The organism is Roseateles sp. YR242 (assembly GCF_900109745.1).
GTDB lineage: Bacteria > Pseudomonadota > Gammaproteobacteria > Burkholderiales > Burkholderiaceae_C > Roseateles.
This window is the reverse complement of record NZ_FOAV01000007.1, coordinates 92,028-113,742: the sequence shown is the minus strand read 5'-3', so window position 1 is coordinate 113,742 and position 21,715 is coordinate 92,028. Positions and strand designations below refer to the sequence as shown.

The 21,715-nt window shown below is 65.9% G+C and carries 18 protein-coding genes; 5 read left to right on the top strand and 13 right to left on the bottom strand.

Features of this window, described 5'->3' with window-relative positions; translation table 11 throughout:
• The first annotated feature begins 34 nt into the window (after window positions 1-34).
• Complete coding sequence (locus BMY53_RS26715; protein WP_092947267.1) at window positions 35-1,276, top strand: sensor histidine kinase; 1,242 nt, start codon at window positions 35-37, stop codon at window positions 1,274-1,276.
• 88 nt (window positions 1,277-1,364) lie between these two features.
• Window positions 1,365-2,009, top strand: a complete 645-nt coding sequence (locus BMY53_RS14845) for a response regulator (protein WP_092947266.1) — start codon at window positions 1,365-1,367, stop codon at window positions 2,007-2,009.
• Between the two features lie 120 nt (window positions 2,010-2,129).
• On the opposite strand, the gene BMY53_RS14840 is transcribed toward BMY53_RS14845, so the two are convergent.
• The 5 genes from BMY53_RS14840 to BMY53_RS14820 form a co-directional block, all read right to left on the bottom strand.
• Entirely contained in the window at window positions 2,130-2,711 is a 582-nt protein-coding gene (locus BMY53_RS14840; protein ID WP_092947265.1) for a CAP domain-containing protein, read from the bottom strand.
• A 73-nt stretch (window positions 2,712-2,784) separates the two neighbouring features.
• Entirely contained in the window at window positions 2,785-3,456 is a 672-nt protein-coding gene (locus tag BMY53_RS14835; RefSeq protein WP_092947264.1) for a tetratricopeptide repeat protein, read from the bottom strand.
• 391 nt (window positions 3,457-3,847) lie between these two features.
• Entirely contained in the window at window positions 3,848-4,081 is a 234-nt protein-coding gene (locus BMY53_RS14830; RefSeq protein ID WP_092947263.1) for a hypothetical protein, read from the bottom strand.
• 157 nt (window positions 4,082-4,238) lie between these two features.
• A complete protein-coding gene (locus BMY53_RS14825) occupies window positions 4,239-4,802 on the bottom strand; it encodes a single-stranded DNA-binding protein (RefSeq protein WP_092947262.1) in 564 nt (187 codons plus the stop codon).
• Between the two features lie 130 nt (window positions 4,803-4,932).
• Window positions 4,933-5,901 (bottom strand): sensor domain-containing diguanylate cyclase, encoded by a 969-nt coding sequence (locus BMY53_RS14820; RefSeq protein ID WP_092947261.1) that lies wholly within the window; start codon window positions 5,899-5,901, stop codon window positions 4,933-4,935.
• A gap of 109 nt (window positions 5,902-6,010) precedes the next feature.
• Between BMY53_RS14820 and recQ the strand changes: the two genes are divergently transcribed.
• A complete protein-coding gene (recQ, locus tag BMY53_RS14815) occupies window positions 6,011-7,879 on the top strand; it encodes a DNA helicase RecQ (protein WP_092947260.1) in 1,869 nt (622 codons plus the stop codon).
• Window positions 7,880-8,019: 140 nt separating this feature from the next.
• Here the strand turns inward: recQ and BMY53_RS14810 are convergent, their stop codons facing one another.
• From BMY53_RS14810 to BMY53_RS14790, 5 genes are all read right to left on the bottom strand, one after another.
• Window positions 8,020-8,307: a hypothetical protein gene (locus tag BMY53_RS14810; protein WP_092947259.1), complete on the bottom strand. Its 288-nt coding sequence runs from the start codon at window positions 8,305-8,307 to the stop codon at window positions 8,020-8,022.
• Between the two features lie 164 nt (window positions 8,308-8,471).
• Complete coding sequence (locus BMY53_RS14805; protein ID WP_177200891.1) at window positions 8,472-10,895, bottom strand: DUF3772 domain-containing protein; 2,424 nt, start codon at window positions 10,893-10,895, stop codon at window positions 8,472-8,474.
• A 252-nt stretch (window positions 10,896-11,147) separates the two neighbouring features.
• A complete protein-coding gene (locus tag BMY53_RS14800; RefSeq protein ID WP_092947257.1) occupies window positions 11,148-11,414 on the bottom strand; it encodes a hypothetical protein in 267 nt (88 codons plus the stop codon).
• Window positions 11,415-11,786: 372 nt separating this feature from the next.
• Window positions 11,787-11,966: a hypothetical protein gene (locus BMY53_RS14795; RefSeq protein WP_143074087.1), complete on the bottom strand. Its 180-nt coding sequence runs from the start codon at window positions 11,964-11,966 to the stop codon at window positions 11,787-11,789.
• A 344-nt stretch (window positions 11,967-12,310) separates the two neighbouring features.
• Window positions 12,311-14,326: a putative bifunctional diguanylate cyclase/phosphodiesterase gene (locus tag BMY53_RS14790; protein WP_092947255.1), complete on the bottom strand. Its 2,016-nt coding sequence runs from the start codon at window positions 14,324-14,326 to the stop codon at window positions 12,311-12,313.
• A 338-nt stretch (window positions 14,327-14,664) separates the two neighbouring features.
• Here BMY53_RS14790 and uvrA point away from each other — a divergent pair, with 338 nt between their 5' ends.
• A complete protein-coding gene (uvrA, locus tag BMY53_RS14785) occupies window positions 14,665-17,541 on the top strand; it encodes an excinuclease ABC subunit UvrA (RefSeq protein WP_092947414.1) in 2,877 nt (958 codons plus the stop codon).
• Window positions 17,542-17,629: 88 nt separating this feature from the next.
• Here uvrA and BMY53_RS14780 read toward each other — a convergent pair whose 3' ends face one another.
• Entirely contained in the window at window positions 17,630-18,388 is a 759-nt protein-coding gene (locus BMY53_RS14780) for an MHFG family PEP-CTERM protein (RefSeq protein ID WP_143074086.1), read from the bottom strand.
• Window positions 18,389-18,739: 351 nt separating this feature from the next.
• Here BMY53_RS14780 and BMY53_RS14775 point away from each other — a divergent pair, with 351 nt between their 5' ends.
• Entirely contained in the window at window positions 18,740-19,117 is a 378-nt protein-coding gene (locus BMY53_RS14775) for a response regulator (protein WP_177200890.1), read from the top strand.
• 427 nt (window positions 19,118-19,544) lie between these two features.
• Here BMY53_RS14775 and BMY53_RS14770 read toward each other — a convergent pair whose 3' ends face one another.
• Entirely contained in the window at window positions 19,545-19,997 is a 453-nt protein-coding gene (locus tag BMY53_RS14770) for an SWIB/MDM2 domain-containing protein (RefSeq protein WP_092947252.1), read from the bottom strand.
• Between the two features lie 282 nt (window positions 19,998-20,279).
• The gene (locus tag BMY53_RS14765) at window positions 20,280-21,710 is read right to left on the bottom strand and encodes a sulfite reductase subunit alpha (protein ID WP_092947251.1); all 1,431 of its coding nucleotides are present in this window, start codon (window positions 21,708-21,710) and stop codon (window positions 20,280-20,282) included.
• Window positions 21,711-21,715: the final 5 nt, after the last annotated feature.

The following is a 21,715-nucleotide window of genomic DNA, read 5'->3' as shown; positions in this document are numbered from 1 at the left end:
ACGCTAGCGGACTTCCCGGAAACCGCCCCCCGCCTTGGACCGCCTCCTCGCCCGCATCGCCCAGCCCGCCTTTGTGCTGCGCATTGCCGCCCTTGCGGTGTGCCTGCTGGAGCTGGCTTCCGCGGCCTGGGGCCTCATGGGCCACCCCACCGAGCCCTATGACGGGGTGCTGGCCAGCCTTTACCGCCGCATGGGTGGCGACACCCACGACGCCCCCTTCGTCCTCACCTGCCTGGCGCTGGTGGCGGCCTTTGCCTGGCATTTCTGGCGCATTGCCCGCCAACGCCACCTGGACCTGCCGCCGCGCAACGCCCTGCGCCACGTCGTCCTCCTGGACGCCCTGGCCCTGCTCGTCACCCCCGGCCTGCCTTTCCTCGTCACCGTCCTGGGCACGCTGATCCTCAACGTCCGCAAGGCCTTCGGCTTCGCGCTGGCCCAGGTGGTCATCAACGTCACCCTCTACTGGCTGTTCCCCAGCGAAGCGCAGCGCACCGAGCAACTCACTGCCGGCATGCCCTGGTGGCTCAACAGCCTGGGCCTGGCCATTTCCATGGTGGCACTGCACGGCATGGCCTTCGGCCTGGGCCGGCTGGCGGCCACCGAAGCCGAGCGCCGCCGCTGGTTCCAGGCCATGCTGGCGGAACGGGACAGCGGTGAACGCCTTCAGGTGGAGCAACTGCGTTATGCGGAGCGTCTGAGCATGGCCCGAGAGCTGCACGACGTCATGGGCCATCACCTCACCGCACTCAACCTGCACCTGCAGCTCAGCGATGCCCTGCTCAAGCGGCACGACGACGCTGGCGCCGCCCAGGCGGTGGAAAAGGCCCGCCTCGGCGCCGCCGGCCTGCTGGCCGAGGTGCGTGCCGCGGTTTCCCGCGAGCGGGAGAGCCAGCGCATCAACCTGGAAGCCGCGCTACGCACGCTCGCCGAGGGCATTGCCAGTACCCAGATCGAACTGAGCCTGGACCCGGTAGCGCAGGATCTTTCCCCGCGCTGCGCCCACGCCTTGCTGCGCTGCGTACAGGAATCCGTGACCAATGCGGTGCGCCATGCCAGCGCCACCCACGTGCGGGTCACCCTGACCGTCATGGGTGAAGGTGAATCCATGCAGGTTCGTGTGCTGGTTGACGACAATGGGCGGGGCACACGGAAATTGCGCGAAGGCAACGGCTTGAAGGGCATGCAGGAACGCATGGCCGAGCTGGGGGGGGCCATGCGGGTGCTGCGGCACCATCCGGGGTTCCTGATCGAGCTGGATTGCCCACGGTTTGCCTGAGGTTTACCTGGTGTCTGTCTGCCTGGTGTCTGCCTGGATCTGGCAACAGCACGTTGAGTTTGAGGTCGAGGCCTTGAGGAGAAGCGAGATGAGCGAAACGATCAAACTGCTGCTGGTGGAGGACCAGCAACTGGTGCGCGAAGGCCTCAAGGGTCTGCTGGCGCTGCATGAGGACATCCGCCTGGTCGGCGAGGCCGCCGACGGCGCGGAGGCGCTGGAACTGCTGGCGCGTGAACAGCCCGACATCATTCTCTCGGACATGCGCATGCCACGGCTGGACGGCATTGGCCTGATCCGGGCGCTGGCGGCACGGGCCCTCAAGATTCCGGTGGTGCTGCTCACCACGTTTGATGACACGGTGGCCTTTGATGAAGCGGTGCGCGCGGGCGCCCGTGGTTTCCTGCTCAAGGCCATCAGTCCGGACACGCTGGTGCAGGCGTTGCATGATGTGGTGGGGGGTGGCACGGCACTCAGGCCGCTGCTGACAGAACGTATGGAGCGCGCACCGATGGAGCGCGCTTTCAGCGCCACGCCGGAGCCGGAGCCGTTGAGCCCGAAGGAGCTTCAGGTGTTGCGGCTAGTGGCCAGCGGGCGCAGCAATACCGAGATCGCGGCCCTGCTGGGCAACAGCGAAGGCGTGATCAAGAACCACTGCTCGTCGGTGTTCGCCAAGATGGGTGTGCGGGACCGGACGCAGGCGGTCCTTCGGGCGATTGATCTGGGGTGGATCTGAGCCGGGGTGCCGAGAGGGCGCCCACACCTTCAGCGGGAAAGGCGTTGGGCAAGAACGGCTTGTGGGCGTGTCTGGACTGGAGCGGCCCGGGCTTGCAGGAGGTTCTTCAGGACCGCGCCATCAGCGGACTGCGGGGCCGTCGCTGGGCAACAGCCCTTCGGGCACCTGCGAAAGCTGGGCACTTGCCTGGATGGGGCGGATGTTGCGCGGCCGGCCCAGCTCCAGCACCCAATATGGCTGGGCTTGATGCCCTTCGCGGATGTCGCAGGCCAGGCCCACTTCGGTGAAGTCCGCGCCCATCAGGTTCTCGCAATGGCCGGGGCTCTGCAACCACAGCCCGATCACTTCCTCGATGGAATCCGGCCCGGAAGCCAGGTTCTCACCAGCCAGGCGCATCGGATAACGCGCGGCGTCCAGGCGTTCAGCCAACGTGGCCCCGGACAGGCTGGTGTGGGTGAGCTTGTCGCGGCCGGAAAGCTCGGCCGCGTAACGAGAGGCGGCATCCACCAGCGTGGGCTGCCAACGCAGCGGTGCGGCAGCCCCCATGGCCTGTTTGCCGCAGACACGTGCCTGGGCTCGCAAGGCATTCAATTGCTTCAGCACCTGCTCGGTACGCAGGTTCAGATCACACGGCGCGGCAACGGCCGGCGGCGTCAAGATGACGGCTGCGCTCAGCAACGCAGCCAGGGTGGCGGCTTTCATGCCGGCAGTTTCGTGCGGCGGATTTGGGGCAGGGGAAAGCGGACGTAACGGCGGAGGTGGTTCGCGAATTAGTTCACGAATGATGGGCGCCTGCCCGTTCGTCTGCGGGTGACCCTAGTGTTTTAAGAAGCCTTGCCGCGTCTGGGTGCCCTTGCTTCGCTGCCTGTCTCAAGCTTTTCTTCGCCTGAGGGATATCTTTCTCTACTCCTTCTCCGTGGAGCAGGCACCACCCTACTTTGAATTGTGCTTCGAGATGTCCCCGTTCTGCGGCCAATTGAAAGTGGTCATACGCTTTTTTGAAGTTTTTACTCAGGCCAACACCGGTTGAATAACACACCCCAAGGTTGTGAATTGCGTTGGGCTCGCCACAGCGGGCTGCGCGTTTATAAAGCTTCACACCCTCTGCACGCTCCTGTGGAGTTTTGGCGTGCTGCCAATATGAAGCCGCCAACGACGTGGCCGCGCCAGCAGAACCTAGCTTAGCTGCCAGCTTCAATAAGCGGAGAGATTCTTCCGGACACTTTTTTATGCCCTCTCCGTATTCATATGCATCTGCGGCACGCCACGCCATCTCAGCGTCCCCGAGATTGGCACCAGCCAAATATAGCGCCAATGCCACTCGTCTGTTTTTTCCGACGCGGTCTCCGTACGCATATTGCTGCGCGACACGTCCGATATCTTCTAATATGCCGGCATCAATGGTGACCTTGGCCAACAACGGCAATCTTAAATTCAGTTGCGTCATATTACTTTGGCTTGTTTTTTGGCTTCCAGCCGGGCTTATTCGACAAGATCAAAGGCCAAATTTCGCGCGCTCTCCCTGACAGAGGCACAGACAGACGCGCAGACGGCAACTCGCCGCACGCTTCGAGGGGCAGGCAAGTAGGCAACTGTGGTTATTCCTCCCCGGCGATTCCTGGAAAGGAATCGCTAACAAAGACGCGGTTTATGCTGCTGCGTTCTTTGCACTGACGATTCTGTCACGCTAGCAAATAAAAGTCGATGCGTGCAGACACAAACAGGCGCTCAGTACATTCAGCGAGTGGCCAGCAATAGCCATTACACCGTCTTCAATGGAATGCCTGAGTCTGCGGGAATGGTCTCTTGCGGAAATGAGATCTGGTGCCGGGCAACTATCACCCGGGCCCGGACCGAAACCCACTCACCCGGCGCGATTGCCGCAGCATGACATAACGACCCAGGGCGAACGCCAGATAAAGCGCCACCAAGGCCGTCAGGCCGAATGCCTTGGATGACACCACCCAGCCGATGGTGGCCAGATGTGGGCGAAGCAGGAGCAAGGTGCCAACAGCACCGACCATCACGGTCAGCGAGAGCACCGAAGCCAGAATCAAGCGGCGAGACTTCATCAGTTCAATTCAGAGCACAGCCAGCGCAATGCTAGGCCAGGGATGCATAGGCGTTCCAGTGGCCAGCGCCGGACTTGCGCTAATTCAAAAACAGCGGCGAAAAACAAAAGCCCGGCTAGCAGGATGCGAACCGGGCTTGCCGCCGATGTAGCAGGGATCAGAACGGAATGTCGTCGTCCATGTCATCAAAACCGGTCGCCGGCTTGGCCGCGGGGGCCGGTGCGGGACGCGGCGCGCTGCGGGGCGCGGGTGCGCGCGGGCTGTCGAAATCACCGGCATCACGGCCGCTGCCGCCAGCCGACTCACGGCCACCGCCGGATTCACGGCCAGCGCTGCGTTCGCGGCTGTAGCCACCACCACCGCCACCGCCCATCTCATCACCACCATCACGGCCGCCCAGCAGCTGCATGGTTTCGGCAATGATTTCGGTCGTGTAGTTGTCCTTGCCTTCCTTGTCCTGCCACTTGCGGGTCTTCAGGCGGCCTTCCACATACACCGGGCGGCCCTTCTTCAAGTACTCACCGGCGATTTCGGCCAGGCGGTCATAGAACACCACACGGTGCCATTCGGTTTCTTCCTGGCGCTCACCGCCTTCGCGGCTCTTCCAGTTGCGGGTGGTGGCGATGCTCACATTGCACACCGCGCTGCCGCTGGGGGTGTAGCGCAGTTCAGGGTCACGGCCGAGATTGCCGAGGATGATGACTTTGTTGACCGAGGCCATGGTTGCCGTCCGCTTGCGTATGGTTCAAAAATAGTGAGCCGCCCGGGCCCCACTGGGCGGCGCGGCGGCGCTGACCGCAATTATGCCGTCTGGCCCCACCTGCACGGGTTGGTGGAACTTCCTGCGCTTTTCAGGCAACTTGCTGCCGGGCCTGCTTGTTCCGGTACATGGCGGCATCCGCCTCGGCCATCAACGCCTCCAGCTCCCTGGGCTGGCCGGCCTCCATCGCCGCGCTGCCCACGCTGAACGCCAAGGCGTAACCCCGTTGGGAGCGCTGATTGAATGCGTCGAGCTGGATCTGCAGCCGTTCCAGGGCGCGCACCTGGTCATGGATGGCGGTGCCACTCAGCAGGGCAACGAATTCGTCACCGCCGTTGCGTGCCACCACGTCCGAGGACCGCAGACAGGTCCGCATCAGGTCTGCAAAGGCCTTGAGCGCCCAGTCCCCTTCGGCGTGACCATAGTGGTCGTTGACCTGCTTGAAACGGTCCAGGTCAAAGAACAGCAACGTGGCCGGCAACCCCTTGCGCTGGCACAGGGCCAGGACATGCCCGGCCTGGGAGTCAAAGCCGCGCCGGTTGGCCAGGCCGGTCAGTTCGTCCACCATGGCGCCGTACAGCCCGGCGAACTGCTGTTCCACCATGTAGGCGAGATCGCGCAGGGTGGTCTGGTCGTCCAGGTCGAACCCCCGGGGTTCCTGGTCGATCAGGCACAAGGTGCCCAACCGGTGTCCGGACGGCGCGCGCACCGGACAGCCCGCATAGAACCGCACATGGGGTGGCCCCGTGACCAGGGGGTTGTTCACAAAGCGCGGGTCCCGATGCGAGTCCGGCACCAGCAGGATGTCATCGGAAAGGATGGCATGGCCGCAGAAGGAGATGTCGCGCGGCGTCTCAAAAATCGCCAGACCCTGGGCGGACTTGAACCATTGACGGTCCGCATCCACCAGGCTGACCAGGGCAATCGGCACCTGAAAGATGCGTTTGGCCATGCGGGTGATCCGGTCGAACCGCTCGTCCGGGCCGGTGTCCAGGATCTGGAGCACCCGTAAGGTGGCCAGACGGACGTTTTCGTCAGGGGGTAGCGGGGGAGAGATCATGGAATGGCTGCTCCGAAGCCCACCAAATGGGGTTGGCGGGCGTCCTTTGACCGGTCCGGCATTCGTGCCATCACCCGGTCGGGCTTTCTCCTGGACAATCGCGGGCTCCATGAGTCCGCCGAAGCATCATCCCGTTCCGATCAACATCCTGCAAGAGGTGTTCGGCTATAGCGCGTTCCGCGGCCAGCAGGCCGAGATCGTTGACCACGTCACCCAAGGCGGCGACGCCCTGGTGCTGATGCCCACCGGCGGGGGCAAAAGCCTCTGTTACCAGGTGCCGGCCATCGTCCGGCAACGCGCCGGCCACGGCGTCACGGTGGTGGTCAGCCCACTGATCGCCCTGATGCATGACCAGGTGGGCGCGCTGGAAGAAGCCGGTGTTCACGCCGCCTTCCTGAATTCCAGCCAGTCCCAGGAGGAAGCCCAGCACATCGAGCGTGAAATGCTCGCCGGGCGGCTTTCGCTGTTGTACGCCGCACCGGAGCGGCTCAATACCCCGCGTTTCCTGGCCCAGCTCACCTCCTTGCATGAGCGGGGGCTGCTCAGCCTGTTCGCCATCGATGAGGCGCACTGCGTGAGCCAGTGGGGCCATGACTTCCGCAGCGAATACCTGTCGCTGAACCTGCTGCATGAACGTTTTCCGGATGTCCCGCGCATTGCGCTGACGGCCACGGCCGACGACATCACCCGTGCCGACATCATCGAGCGGCTGCAACTGCAGGACTCGCGGGTTTTCATCGCCAGCTTCGACCGGCCCAATATCCGCTATCTCATTGTGGAGAAGGACAAGCCGAAGGAACAGCTGCTGCGCTTCATCCAGGAAGACCACGACGGCGACGCCGGGGTGGTGTACTGCCAGAGCCGCAAGAAGGTTGAAGAGACCGCCGAGTGGCTGCGTGCCGAGGGCGTCTCCGCCCTGGCCTATCACGCCGGCATGGACAGCGACATCCGCCGGCGCCACCAGGACCGCTTCCTGCGGGAAGACGGCATCGTGATGGTGGCCACGGTGGCCTTTGGCATGGGCATCGACAAACCGGACGTCCGCTTTGTGGCCCACCTGGACCTGCCCAAGAACATCGAAGGTTATTACCAGGAAACCGGCCGCGCCGGCCGGGATGGTGAAGCCGCCCAGGCGTGGATGGCCTACGGGCTGGCAGACGTGGTGAACCAGCGCCGCATGATCGACGAGAGCCCCTCTACCGAGGAGTTCAAACAGGTTCAGCGCGGCAAGCTGGACGCGTTGCTCGCGCTGGCCGAGGCCACCGACTGCCGCCGCCAGCGGCTGCTGGCGTATTTCGGCGAGGAGAGCGAGCCCTGCGGGAATTGCGACAACTGCCTGCATGCGCCGGCCACCTGGGACGCCACCGAATCGGCGCGCATGGCCTTGTCCTGCATCTATCGTTTTCGCCAGAACGGCGGCCAGCGTTTTGGTGCCGGTCACCTGATCGATGTGCTGCGCGGCAAGGAGACGGAGAAGGTGCGCCAGTACGGCCATCAGCATCTGTCCACCTGGGCCATTGGCGCCAGCCTGGGCGAGCAGCAGTGGCGCGCGGTGCTGCGCCAGCTGATTGCGCTGGGGCACGTGGTGACGGAAGGGGAGTTCCACACCATCTCGCTGACTGAATCCGCCCGGGCGGTGCTCAAGGGTGAGGTGCAGTTGCTGCTGCGCCAGCCCACCACGCCGGCACGCAAGGGCAAAACCAGCCGGACCGGCACAAGCGGCAAACGTGCCACGCTGGTGGATCCGGAACTGGCACCGGACGCACAATTTCGCTTCAACTCGCTCAAGGCTTGGCGGGCGGAGGTGGCCCGGGAGCATGGGCTGCCCGCCTATGTCATCTTCCAGAACGTCACCCTGGCGGAAATGGCCCGGCAGCATCCACGCAGCCTGGAGGAACTCTCCGGCATCAGCGGCGTGGGCGCCAAGAAGCTGGAAGCCTACGGCGAGGACCTGCTGCGGGTGCTGGGCGCGCATTGATGCGGCGACCTCTCTTCCATGACGGCCCCGCTGCGGGCGCTTCCCCGTCCTGACTATTTCATTTACCAACCAAAACGCCCGGCAGAAGCCGGGCGTTCTTCTTCACACTGAAACAGCGACCGCTGGATTCGGCGCTGAATTCAGAGCTGAGGGGTGGTGCTCACCGCTTCGGCGGCAGCCACTTGGGTGTCTTCGGCGGTGGCGGCGCGACGGCCGGTGATGTAGACGGTGGGCAGGGTCTGCGCCTGGGCGACCACACGCTTGCCGGTGATGTAGACGGTGTCGAGCTTCACCACGGTGGTGGCGGTGCGTTCGTGTTGTGCTTCAGCGTGGCTGATGCCGACGGTCAGGGCCATGGTGGCGACAACGCCAAAGGCGAAGGCCTTGAAGCTGGTGGCGGTGCTGAGGTTGGTGCGGATGGTGTTCATGTCGATCTCCTGGGGGCTGCGTCAGTGGTGGGTCAGTGATTGCAGTGTCGTCATCCGCCCCGCCGTGCTCCAGGCGGAAGCGACGAAGCGGCATGAACACGGCGTGAATTGCAGCCATGGACGATCAGGAGGAAGGTTCAAGCCGTCCGCACCCCCATGAAGCATCAAGGATTCGCCGCAGGGAGCACCACCGTCGGTGGGCGCACCAGAAGACCGGCCTCACGGAGCCGCTTGAGCACGTCAAAGAGCAGATCGCTCTTCACCCCGTAGGCGGCTCGTGGTGAATCGACGAAACCGCTGGCGTTGAGGATGAGGCTGGTGCCGTCCGCAGCGATGCCGTCCATCTGCACATTGGGCGCTGGCGTGGACAGCACCCGGCTGTGGGACTGGAAAGCCGCCAGGATCAGGGTACGGGCCTGATCAAGATCCGTGGCCAGCGGCATCGGCAACTTGAACTGCACCATGCCCAGCGACTCCCCATAGGTGACGTTACGGACAATCTTGGTGATGAACTCGGAATTGGGAACGATCACCGTGGACCGGTCGCCCATCTGGATCTCGGTCGCACGCACATTGATGCGCCGGATGTCCCCTTCCACCCCCGACAGGGCCACCCAGTCCCCCACCTTGACCGGCCGCTCGGCCAGCAGGATCAGCCCGGACACGAAGTTCTGCACCACCGCCTGCAAACCAAAACCGATGCCCACGGACAGCGCACTGGCCACCCACGCCACCCGCTCCAGCCCCACCCCCACCGCCGACATGGCCGCGGCAATCACCGCCACCGCGCCCATGTATCCGAACAGCGTGGTGACCGAGAGACGCATGCCCGCATCCATGCGGGTGGTGGGCATGTAGCGCGCGGACAGCCACTGCTTCAGCAGACGCACCGCCAGCAAACCAAACACCAGCACCAGCACGCCTTGCAACAGCGACATCGGCCGCAGGCTCAACTCACCGATCGACAGCCCCTCCTGCACCCGCCCTGCGCGCGCGAACAGCTCCACCGGCCCTTCGCCGAACGGCGCCAACAACAGCACCACCGCGAACACCCCCACCAGCACGCGCAGGGTGCCCGACATCAGCACCGCCGCTTGGGCGCGGGTGCGGGAGGCAGTCGAGGCCTCGGCCAGTTCTTCCGCGTCATGCGCGTCGGGCGGGTTCGACTCGGAGGCCGCACGGGTGCCGCGCTTGAGCAACCACATGCAGACGTCGTCCACCAGGACCGCGACCAGATACGCCGCACTGAGCACGATCAGCGCCCACACCAGTTGGTTGACGACAAAACTGGCCAGCGCCACAAAACCGATCAACAGCGCCAGCAAGGCCCCCCCGAGCACGACCCACGCGGTGGAACGCAACAGGGAGAGCCACAGGGGCGAGGCCACCGCCTCATCGCCAGTGCCCGGCGTGGGGCTTGAGGCAGAGGCAGAGGCAGAGGCCGAATCCGAGCTCGCGGTCGGCGCTTGCACGGCCCGGCGCTGCGCCAGCCCTAGCGCAGCAGACAGCACGGCGATGAACACCAGCGCCGCACAGCCGTTGACGGCCCACAGCGCGGTGTCGCTGGCATCCAGCGCCGCGACCAGCCGGGTGCAGGCCCACGAGAGCACCACCGTGGAGGCAAACACGGCCGGGAACCATTGCAGGCGCGCGGCCGTGGCGTCCGCGATGGGCGCCAGACGCCAGGAGGGTTTGCGCGGCATCAGCAGCGCCGCGCCCAACCCGTAGACAAAGCCACCGAACCAGACCATGGCTTCGGCGTTGTGCAGCCAGCGATCCAGCCGGTTGGTCGTGGTGTCGCCGTCGCTCAGCACCAGCATCGTGAAGTGGCCGATCAGGCCCGGCGTCAGCATGCGGACCAGCAGTACGCCCAGGGCATACAGCGAGCGGCGCAGCCGACCGGGAGCAATGCGATGCGCGCTGAGATAGGCGACCCCACGCTGCAGCCCGACATGTACCAGCAGCAGCACCACGATGGCGCCAGCCAGGGCCAGCCAGGCGCCGGGCGTCACGCCGGACAACCGTGCCGAGAAGTCCCGGCCGAAGGCGCTCAGGCGTTGCAGGTCCGCGCCACCATCACGCGCAAGGGTGCGCCAGAAGCGCGCGCCGAGCACGGAATCGCCATGTTCGCCGAGGCGCGCACCCAGTTGCGAGCGGCGGCTTTCCAGGGCTGTTGCCGCCGCCTGCTCCGCCTCCACCGCCATCAGCCGCGCCAGCTTGATCTGGGAATCCAGCTTGGAGACCGCAGCCATGAGCTCGGACCGCTGGCGGGCCACATCGGCGGATTCCTTGACGCCGTCCGCAGGCTTGCCGAGTTGGGCCAGGCGGGCCTGCACGTCTTCCAGTTCAGGCGTGAGTGCGGCGGCGGCCTCCTGGGCCTGCGTCTGTGCGGACAGGGCGCGCTTGCGCAACTGCAGTGTGCCGGCCTCATCCAGGGTCTGGTCCTGGGCGGCGCGCACCGCGTCCATGTCCTTGCGGGCCGCCTCCAGCATCTGGGCAGGGTCCGGGGGCGCGTCGGCGGGGGCCTGGGCGTGGACGGCAAATGCGGCGGCCCACAACAGCAGCCCGAGGGTCAACCAACGGGACACCGTGAACCGGGGGGTCGTGCCTGGGGTGCGGCTCGGGACGAGACGTCCTGCGGCTGGGTTCGCCCATGAGGGCCAGCGGCCAGGACGGCGGGTGGCGATGGAAGTCATGCACCGATTGTGACGGCGGGTGGTGCGACGTGTCGGTGCGGACGATGACACAGCGACATCTCGACCCATGAATGCAAAACGCCCGGCCGAAGCCGGGCGTTTGCGAGTGCTTGCGCGCTCCTGATGCAGCGTTCCCGCTGGTGCTCAGCAGAGCTGCGTTGCGCAGGCCACCGTGTTGGCGGCCAGGGTCTCGTCGCGGCCGCGCTGGGAAGCACGGCTGCCGGTGATGTAGACGGTGGGCAGTTGCTTCACTTCCATCTTGTCTGCCCGCTTGCCGGTGATGTAGACCGGTTCGAGCTTGATGATGGAGGCGGTGCGCACTTGCTCTGCCTGGTGATGATGGATGCTCAGGGTCACGGCGATGGTGGCGCCGATACCGAAAGCGAAGGCCTTGAAACTGGTGCTGCTCATGATGATCTCCTTGGGTTTGCTGCGTCAGTGATCACAGTTTCGGCAACGCCCGCCCGTCTTTCCAGGTGCTCGCGACGAATGCGCGGCAATCGGGTGTGAATTGCATCCGGCAACGACGAACGTCTGTCCGCTTCCGCCACCACCGACCCACACCCCCGATCAACAGGGCGTTGTGAGCCGTTCAGCCGCGTCGCCCCTCTCACCATCACGCATCACAGTGATGACGCCCACGCATGCAAGACGTTGGTGCATGACACCTATCAGTCAGGCACCCACCCCTTTTGGGGGGTGCCTGGCCAGGGGCATCCCTTGAGAGGGAGGAAAGAAAAAAGCCCGCCAGAAGGCGGGCTCAAGATGCAGGGGAAAAAGGGCTTAACCGTGCGGCTTGCTGGCCTGATCCGCCTGAGGTCCGGGCGCTGTTTTCGTGGCCAGTTGGGAGGTCAATGGCAGCGGGTGCCCGCCTTCGGCGCGGTCCGCCAGCCAGACGGCAATGACAGCGGCGCTGGCCACGGCGGCCAGGGCGGTGAAAAAGGTTTTGGTGACGTCGCTCATGGGGGCTCCCTGCATGTCGCTCATTGGAAGATTGCTCGGCATTGGCTCAGCATGTTGTTATGGGGTGATCGGTGTCTCGGCGGCATCGAACGGGACGATGGCATGGGACGATGGTCAGTCAATCTCCAGTCGCCGCAGACCACCCTTTGGTTCCAGGAGACGACAGCGCAAGTGGGACTGTGCGCGCACAGCGGTCGGACCACCATGCCCAGGCGACGAATTGCGGACTGGCCGCGATGAACTGCCGTTTCGCTGTCTGAGTGCGGATGATGGCGAAGAAGCCGTCGCACGCCCTCCCTCTTCGTGGGGAGCATCCAGTGCCGTAGCGGGACTATCGGCCAGGTTCACGCCGGCCGCGGGGCTGACGCAGAGGGTTCCTGGACGGGCCATGGGGAAAGCCGTTCCGTGATGGCCTCGACTGCCTGTGGGCGCGCAAAGAAGTAGCCTTGCTGCCACCAGCAGCCCAGCTCCAGCAGGGTCTGACGCTGCTCGTCGGTCTCCACCCCTTCACCCACCACTTCGATGGACAAGGCGCTCGCCATCCCCATCATCGCCTGCACCAGCGCCCGGTCATCCGCACTGCTGGCGATCTCGCGCACAAAGGCCCGGTCGATCTTCAACCGGGCCGGCCGGAGCAGCTTGAGATAAGCCAGCGAGGAATAACCGGTACCGAAGTCGTCCACCGACAGACTCAGCCCCAGGGCCTGCAGCCGGCCCAGGGTTTGCAGGGCGATGTCGGAGTCGCTCAAGAGCGTGCTCTCCGTCAGCTCGATGGCCAGTTCACCGGGCGCCACCCCATGGCGGCGCATGGCGTCCGCCAGGCGTTCCGGCAGCCCCTGCTCGCGAAACTGCAGCGCCGACAGATTGATGGCGATGACACCGGGATGACGGCCGGCCGCCTTCCAGCTGGCCAGTTGGGCACAGGCGATCTCGATGGTCTGCCAGCCCAGGTCCAGGATCAGGCCGGTCTCCTCCGCCAGGGTGATGAAGTGGCCCGGCGCCAGCAGCCCGCGCTGCGGATGCTGCCAGCGCATCAGCGCCTCCAGGCCGCGCCATTCACCGGTGCGGGCATCCACCAGCGCCTGGTAGTGCAGCACCAGCTCCTTGCGTTCCAGCGCCAGCTTGAGTTCGCGTTCCATCTCCAGGCGCTGGGTGGCGGCCTCGTCCATGTCCTGATGGAAAAAGCTGTAGCGGGAGCGGCCCAGTTGCTTGGCCCGGTACATGGCCAGGTCGGCATGACGAACGAGGGTCTCGAAATCCTCCCCGTCCCGCGGGAACAAGGCGATGCCGACGCTGGCCGACACGCTGGCCACACCGCCCGCCAGCTGGAGCGGCGCCGCCAGCGTCTCGATCAGGCGAGCGGCGGCATGGGCCACGTCCTCGCTGTCGGCCCGCATGAGCATCAGGAATTCGTCCCCGCTCACCCGGCAGGCCAGGTCCGATTCCCGCACTGTCTGGCGCAGGCGTTCGCTGGCCTGCAGCAGCATGCGGTCGCCCGCGGCATGGCCCAGCGAATCGTTGATGGCCTTGAACCGGTCCAGGTCCACGAAGAGCAGGGCCAGGGGGCTGCGGCCACGCCGTGCCACCGCCGCCTCATGCAAAAACACCTCTCGGAACAGGGTGCGGTTGGGCAGCCCGGTGAGGTGGTCGTACATGGCCAGCTGATGCAACTGGGCATTCTTGCTTTCCATGTCCGCCAGCAGGCCGGCGATCTGCTCGCCGGCTTCGTCCAGGTGGACACCCAGCTGGCCCAGTTCATCCTTGCGATTCCAGCGCAGGCGCGGCACGGGCCTACGCTGGGCAATGGCGCTGGCCACCTGCTTGAGGCGGTCGATGGGGCGGACCAGCCTCACATACAGCACCAGCAGCACGATGGTGATGCCCGCCAGGATCTGGATCCCCACGATCAGCGCGGTCTGCCGGCGCCCCTCGGCCAGCATGCGCTCCTGCGCCGCATCGTCGAACTGCACCCGCAAGGTGCCCAGCACGCGGTCGTCCTTGCGGATCATGGCCACCAGCGTCACGATGGGCCACTCCGGGCTGCATTTGGCGCGCACGATGGCCGGCGTCTCCGGCCGCTCCTCGCTCAGTTCCACACCGCAGACATTCACATCGGCCAGCAACTGGTCGAGGGCACGCTGAACCGCCGGGCTGTCCACCGTCCACAAGGGGTCCGCCAGCCCGGTGGCCGCCAGGGTGAGCACGGCGGCACGCTGGTTCTCCAGCACCGGCTCCAGGCTGCGCCGCATGACGGAGTCGCTGAAGACCACCAGCAGCGCCGCTGGCGCCACGATCCCCACCACCACCGCCAGCAGGATGACACTGCGCAGTGAAAGTGATGGAGCTTTGAGCTTGATCAAGGCGTGGCGTCAGGCGTAGCGTTGCAGAGGCAGGGCCGTGCTCGCTGGCATTGTGCATCGCGGCCCTGGAGATACCCGCCCTCAGGCAAGGGGGATCCTTGACGGCGGCATCGTCCTGGGCGCCGGGCGATCCCAGGCACGGGCGCTGCCACAGTCCTGGCTCTATCATGGCGAGTTCGCCTCTTGTTGTGTCCAGGCCCATGTCCACGAATGTCTCGCCCGCAGCCACTGCCACTCCCGATGTTGCCGACGCCCTGGAGCAACGGGGGCCATTGACGCCCGGCCCGACGGTGGACAGTGGCCGCGTTCAGCCCGGGACGGTCATCGGCGAAGTGCCGATGATCCGGGTTCGCGGCGCGCGCACCCACAACCTCAAGAACATCGACGTCGACCTGCCGCGCAACCAGTTGGTGGTTATTACCGGGCTGTCCGGCTCTGGCAAATCCAGCCTGGCCTTCGACACGCTGTACGCCGAGGGCCAGCGCCGCTACGTGGAAAGCCTGTCGGCCTACGCGCGCCAGTTCCTGCAGTTGATGGACAAGCCCGAAGTGGATGTGATTGAGGGGCTCTCCCCCGCCATCTCCATCGAACAGAAGGCCACCAGCCACAACCCGCGCTCCACCGTGGGCACGGTGACCGAGATCCACGACTACCTGCGCCTGCTCTATGCCCGTGCCGGCACCCCGTTCTGCCCGGACCACCATCTGCCGCTGGAAGCGCAGAGCGTGGGCCAGATGGTGGATGCGGTGCTGGCCATGCCCGACGAGTCCCGGCTGATGCTGCTGGCCCCGGTGGTGCGGGACCGCAAGGGGGAGTTCCTGGAGCTGTTCCAGGACCTGCAGGCCCAGGGTTATGTGCGCTTTCGCGTGGACGGCCAGACGGTGGAAGTGCCCGACTTGCCGGCGCTGAAGAAGGCGGAGAAGCACGACATCGACGTGGTGGTGGACCGCATCAAGCTGCGCCATGACAGCGCCGACACCCTGCGCCAGCGCCTGGCCGAGAGCTTTGAAGCCGCGCTGCGCCTGGCCGAGGGCCGTGCGCTGGTCCTCAACATGGACACGGCGTCCGAGGCCATCTATTCCAGCAAGTTCGCCTGCCCGATCTGCAGCTATTCGCTGCCGGAGCTGGAGCCACGGTTGTTCTCCTTCAATTCCCCGGTGGGCGCCTGCCCGTCCTGCGAGGGCCTGGGCCAGGTGACGGTGTTCGACCCGGAGCGCGTGGTGGCCTTCCCCACGCTCAGCATGGCCAGCGGTGCGGTGAAGGGCTGGGACCGGCGCAATGCCTACACCTTCTCGATGCTCGAGTCGGTGGCCAAGCACTATGCCTTCGACATCGAACAGCCGTTCGAAGAACTGCCGCCCACTGCGCAGCAGGTCCTGCTTCAGGGCTCCGGGGAGGACGAGATCACCTTCGTCTACCAGGCTGAGGGGGCCAACGGCCGCAAGCGCAGCGTCAAGCGCGCCCATCCCTTTGAAGGCATCCTGCCCACGCTGCAACGCCGGTTCCGGGAGACCGACTCGGCCACGGTGCGTGAGGAACTGGCGCGTTACCAGAGCGCCAAGCCCTGCCCGCACTGCGAGGGCTCGCGCCTGCGCCGGGAAGCACGCAACGTGCTGCTGCAGCCGGCCGAGGCGCCGGACGGCACGCGCGGCAAACCCATCTATGAGGTGGAGCACGCCACGCTGCGCGAGGCGCTGGCCTACTTCGAACAATTGCGCCTCAAGGGCGCCAAGGCCGAGATCGCCGACAAGGTGATCCGCGAGATCGCCTCCCGGCTGCGCTTCCTCAACGACGTCGGCTTGAACTACCTGAGCCTGGACCGCAGTGCCGACACGCTCTCCGGCGGCGAGGCGCAGCGCATCCGGCTGGCCTCGCAGATCGGCTCCGGCCTGACCGGTGTCATGTACGTCCTGGATGAGCCCAGCATCGGCCTGCACCAGCGCGACAACGACCGCCTGATCGCCACGCTGCGCCGCCTGCGGGACCTGGGCAACAGCGTGCTGGTGGTCGAGCATGATGAGGACGCCATCCGCGCCGCAGACCATGTGCTGGACCTCGGGCCTGGCGCCGGGGTGCACGGCGGCCGCATCATGGCGCAGGGGACGCCGGAAGAGGTTGCGGCGAATCCCAACTCCTCCACGGGCCGCTACCTGAGCGGGCTGGATCGCATCGAGGTGCCGCGCAAGCGCCACTCCCTGGCCGACCTGCCGGAGGCGCGCACGCTCAAGATCGTCAATGCCACCGGCAACAACCTCAAGGGTGTGTCGGCGGAATTCCCCGTGGGCCTGTTGACTTGTGTGACGGGGGTCTCTGGCTCCGGCAAGAGCACGCTGGTGAACGACACGCTGTATGCCGCCGTGTCCCGCAAGCTCTACCAGAGCCATCAGGAACCGGCGCCGTATGACGAGATCGATGGCATGGATGCCTTCGACAAGGTGATCAACGTGGACCAGTCCCCCATCGGGCGCACACCACGCTCCAACCCCGCCACCTACACCGGCCTCTTCACCCCCATCCGCGAGCTGTTTGCGGAAATGCCCACGGCCCGCGAGCGGGGTTACGGCGCTGGCCGCTTCAGCTTCAATGTGGCCGGTGGCCGCTGCGAGTCCTGCCAGGGGGACGGTGTGCTGAAGGTGGAGATGCACTTCCTGCCAGACGTCTACGTTCCCTGCGACACCTGCGGCGGCAAGCGCTACAACCGCGAGACGCTGGAAGTGCTCTACAAGGGCAGGAACATCTCCGAAGTGCTGGGCCTGACCGTGGAGGATGCGCTCAGCTTCTTCAGCGCGGTGCCCACGCTCGCCCGCAAGTTGCAGACGCTGATGGATGTGGGCCTGGGCTACGTGAAGCTGGGGCAGAGTGCCACCACGCTGTCCGGCGGCGAGGCGCAGCGGGTGAAGCTGGCGCTGGAGCTCTCCAAGCGTGACACCGGGCGCACGCTGTACATCCTGGACGAACCGACCACCGGGCTGCACTTCGCGGACATTGCGCTGCTGCTCAAGGTGCTGCACCAGTTGCGCGATGCGGGCAACACCATTGTGATCATCGAGCACAACCTGGACGTCATCAAGACGGCGGATTGGCTGATCGACATGGGGCCCGAGGGTGGCTCTGGTGGCGGCCAACTGCTGGTGGCAGGTACGCCCGAAACGGTGGCGGCCTGCGAGGCCAGCCATACGGGGCGGTATTTGAAGCCGCTGCTGGCGCGGGGCTGAGGGAGGCGCGGCGGCACGACTACAGCGGCGTGCAATCAGCCGATGGAGGTCAGTGGCGTGCCGTCGGTCCGCTCTCGGCCGCCCGACTTCAGCGGCCCGACTTCAGCGAAAACCGCGCCAGCAGCGCCACCAACCCCAGGGCAAACAGCGCCCAGGTCTGTGGCTCGGGCACTGCGGGCGGTGGCGACGGGATTTCCGTTGGCGAGGTATTGGGCGGCAGCACGATCAGGCCTGGGCCTGCCGACGGGGGCGTGAGGTAGCCACCCGCCACGGGGAGGCTCTCCACCGAGGGTGTAGACAGGGCAGACGCACGAGCAAAGCTGCCGGTGTCGCCGTTGCCTGCACCGCCGCCTTCGACATTGGGGGCACCGGCGGCTGGTGGATCGAACATCAGCGGGGTGTTGTCTTCTTCGGTGGATGCGACGGGGGCACCGGCGCCTTTCAGCGGGCCGCGGGTGATGCGGCTGACATTGCGGCACACGGTGGGCACCAGCAGGCACTGGCCATCTTCGCAATACACGAGGCCGCGTTCCAGCGTCGTGTCCTTCCACTTGGCGCGGGAGACGGTCTGGCAGACCTGGCCGGTGCCAAAGTGCATGTCGCGGATGGCGGCGTCGTAGTCATAACGGCCCACGATGGCGTCCCGGCGGATGTCCACGATCTCGTCGTAGCGGCGCTCCTGCATCCGCGCTTTCAGCTTGGCGCGTGTGGCGGCGGGAATGTCCTTGTACCGATCCACGGCCGCCACCAGGTCGCCCATGAAGGGATTGACCCCAGGCCTGTCCCAGGAGCATTGCGGCAACGTCAGGCTCGACGCGGCCAAGGCGACGGTGGCGACCAACGACATGGGTGTTCTCGGTGCGGCGGACTGACCGGGGTCAGACCTTGCCGATACGCGCCGTATCAAGATGTATTCGACGCTTGGTCGCAGTGTAGGGAGCGCGTACAGGTGCGCAAGCACCTGCCCCCTCAGCCGGGGGTGTCGTCATGATGGCGATTTGTCACAGTTGACTCACATATCGCACGGCAGGCCGACATCGTGAACAGGCAGGTAGGGGCGGCGGCCCGCGGCGGCGGCCCGCGGCGGCAGCCGCACAGTCGTCATGGGCATGATCAAGTCCCGCCCTTGGCGTGAGGGACAACACGGACCACTGCGGGATTTCACTGGTATCGTGATGGCGAGATGTACCCCGCTGCCATGTCCGACGCCTCTGCCACCCGTCATGTCCTGTATGTTGAGGACGACCGCATCAACATCGTGTTGATGGAGGAGGTGTTTCGTCTGATGCCTGGGTGGACGCTGCACATTGCGGAAACGGGCGGTCAGGCGTTGGAGATGTTGCCGCGCGTGATGCCGACGCTGGTGTTGATGGACATGAACTTGCCGGACATGAATGGCCTGCAGTTGATGGGCCACGTGCGGGCTGATGCGCGGCTGGCTGGCCTGCGCTGCGTGGCGCTTTCTGCGGACGTGATGGACGACCAACGCCAGCGCGCTCGCGCGGCCGGTTTCCAGGATTACTGGCTCAAGCCCATCGACGTCCGAAAGTTGCGCCAGGCCCTCGAACGGCTTTGAACCCCAGAAGGCGCTCCTCCGGGAACGATTTGGGCACAGCCTTCCGCCAGGGCTCCTCTACGCACGCAGTCGTGCCGAACGCGCGCAGCGCCGTTCAAGCGGGGCTCTGGTATGCGCAGAGAGCCACCGCCGGGCCACCCCAAGGCGGCCCGCAGCCCCTCCGGGAGGCGATTTGCGCCGAGCCTTCCGCCAGGGCTCCTCTACGCACGCAGTCGTGCCGAACGCGCGCAGCGCCGTTCAAGCGGGGCTCTGATTAGCGACGAGGGCCACCGCCGGGCCGCCCCAAGGTGGCCCGCAGCCCCCTCGGGGGGCGGGATGGGCGGGCCCTAGGCCCGAACAGCCGGGGGCCCACATCCCTCCGGGGGCACAAAAAAACCCGCACAAAGCGGGATTTGTTCTGAAGCGAAGGCCCGTAAGGCCTCCAGGCTCAGTCCTTGAGATGGCTGTTGATCAGCTTGGTCATCTCGAACATGTCAGCCTTGGGTTTGCCGAAGATTTCCTTCAGCTTCGCGTCTGCAATGATGACGCGCTTTTGCGCTTCGTCCTGCAGCTTGTTCTTCTTGATGTATTCCCAGACCTTCTTCACCACGTCGGTCCGCGGCAGCGGCGTAGCGCCGACGATCGCGGCCAGCGCGGGGCTGGGGGTCAGGGCCTTCATGAAGGCGGCATTGGGCGTACGCTTCTTTGCAGGAGCTGCTGCCTTCTTTGCAGGGGCGGCGGCCTTCTTGGCGGGAGCAGCCTTCTTTGCAGGAGCTGCTGCCTTCTTCGCCGGGGCCGCCTTCTTTGCAGGAGCCGCCGCCTTCTTCGCCGGGGCCGCCGGTGCCGCCTTCTTGGCCGCCGGCGCCTTCTTGGCGGGCGCGGCCTTCTTCGCAGTTGCCATTTCGATTCTCTCCATCAAGGGTTGTTGATGTGCCGGGCCCTGGTGAAGGTCTGACGCCTTCGGTACTCGTTAGCACCCTGCGCGGGCAATGGTACTGCGGGCCTTTCTCATTGAGAAGGCTTTACTAGGGAGAAAACGGCCCCGAAGTCAACGCCGGCCCCCCTGTTTGTCGCGGTCGCGCATCATTTGATGGCTCGGAGCGATGCTGGAGCTAGGCTGGAGCGATTACGGCGCGTGGCGAGAGCGCGGTGCACGCACGATCAGAGCGACCTCAGCAATGCTTCAGTAGACGTCTCTTCGATACCGACCCTGCTGGATCAATGCGTCCACAACACCGTCGCCCACGGTCTCGCGCAACACCGCGTCCACGGCGCCGGCCATGCCTTGAAGGCTGCCGCACACATAGATCGCTGCACCATCGGCCACCCATTCGCGCAGGCGCTGTGCGTGTCGGGCCAGCAGATGCTGGACATGGACGCGCTCGGCCTGGTCGCGGGAGAACGCCCAATCAACATGGCGCAGGACACCCGCTCGTTGCCACGCTTCGATCTCGTCGCGGTAGTGCGCGTCGTGGGCCGATTGGCGCTCACCGAAGAGCAGCCACGCTGGCGCAACCGGGCGGGTCGACGCCGGCACGGTTGATGCCTGCTCGGCAGACCTGGCCTGCAAGTGCGCACGTAGGCCGGCGAGCCCGGTCCCGTTGCCAATCAGAATCAAGGGGCGCGCCGCGTTCTCGCCAATGCGAAAGCCCGGATGCGCACGCAGCCGCAGCGGCACCAAGCCGCCAACAGCCAGTTGATCCGTGAGCAATCCGGAGGCCCGGCCCAACTCACCGTCGTCCCGGCGGGTCTGGCGCACCATCAGCTCCACGCAGCCGCGCGTCGGCAATGAGGCGATCGTGTATTCACGCGGTCGGCCGGGGTCGGCATCCGGGAGCACCTGCACCAGATCCCCGGCGGCCCAGTCCGGCAGCGGCTCACCGTCAGGCGGCAACAGCGCCAGATGGAACACCGGTCCACCCTGGCTGCCAGGATTGAGATGGGTGCGGGCGGCCAAGCGCCAGGGTTGGAAGATGGGCCCGGCCCAATCGGCGTTATTCGCCTGATCAGCGTGATCGGGCATATCCGCCGTGCCGGCGACATGGCTCAGGCGTTGGCGCCAGGCGGTGATCGCCGCAGGGTCGGCGCGGTCCACCTCGATCCGATCAAACAAGGGCACGGCACCCTGGCGCAGGAACCAGGCATCCACGGCGCGGCCGAAGCCGCAGAAGTGCGCATAGGTCCGGTCACCCAGCGCCATCACGCCAACCTGCAAACCCCGCAGATCCAGTGGCTGATCGTCCGCCATGAAGTCGCGGGCAAACGTCGCGGCGCTGTCCGGTGCATCGCCTTCGCCATAGGTGCTGGCGATGACCAGCGCGTGGCGCGCCGTCAGCAGGTCGGCACGCTGGAGCTGCCCCAACGCGCAGACGCGCACCGGCATGCCGGCCAGGTGCAGTGACTTCGCCGTCTGCCAAGCCAGTTCCTCGCCCTGGCCGGTCTGGCTGGCGTGGAGCACCAGCACGGTTGGGCCGGCGTCGGCAGTGGGCAGCAAGGCGGCCGCTTCGACGGCTGCACGCCGCTGCAGGCCGCGGTGGCGCCACCACACCGCCGCACACAACACAACATAGAGGAGGACAAACAACAGCGCAAGCGCCAGGCGGGACCAGATCACGGGAG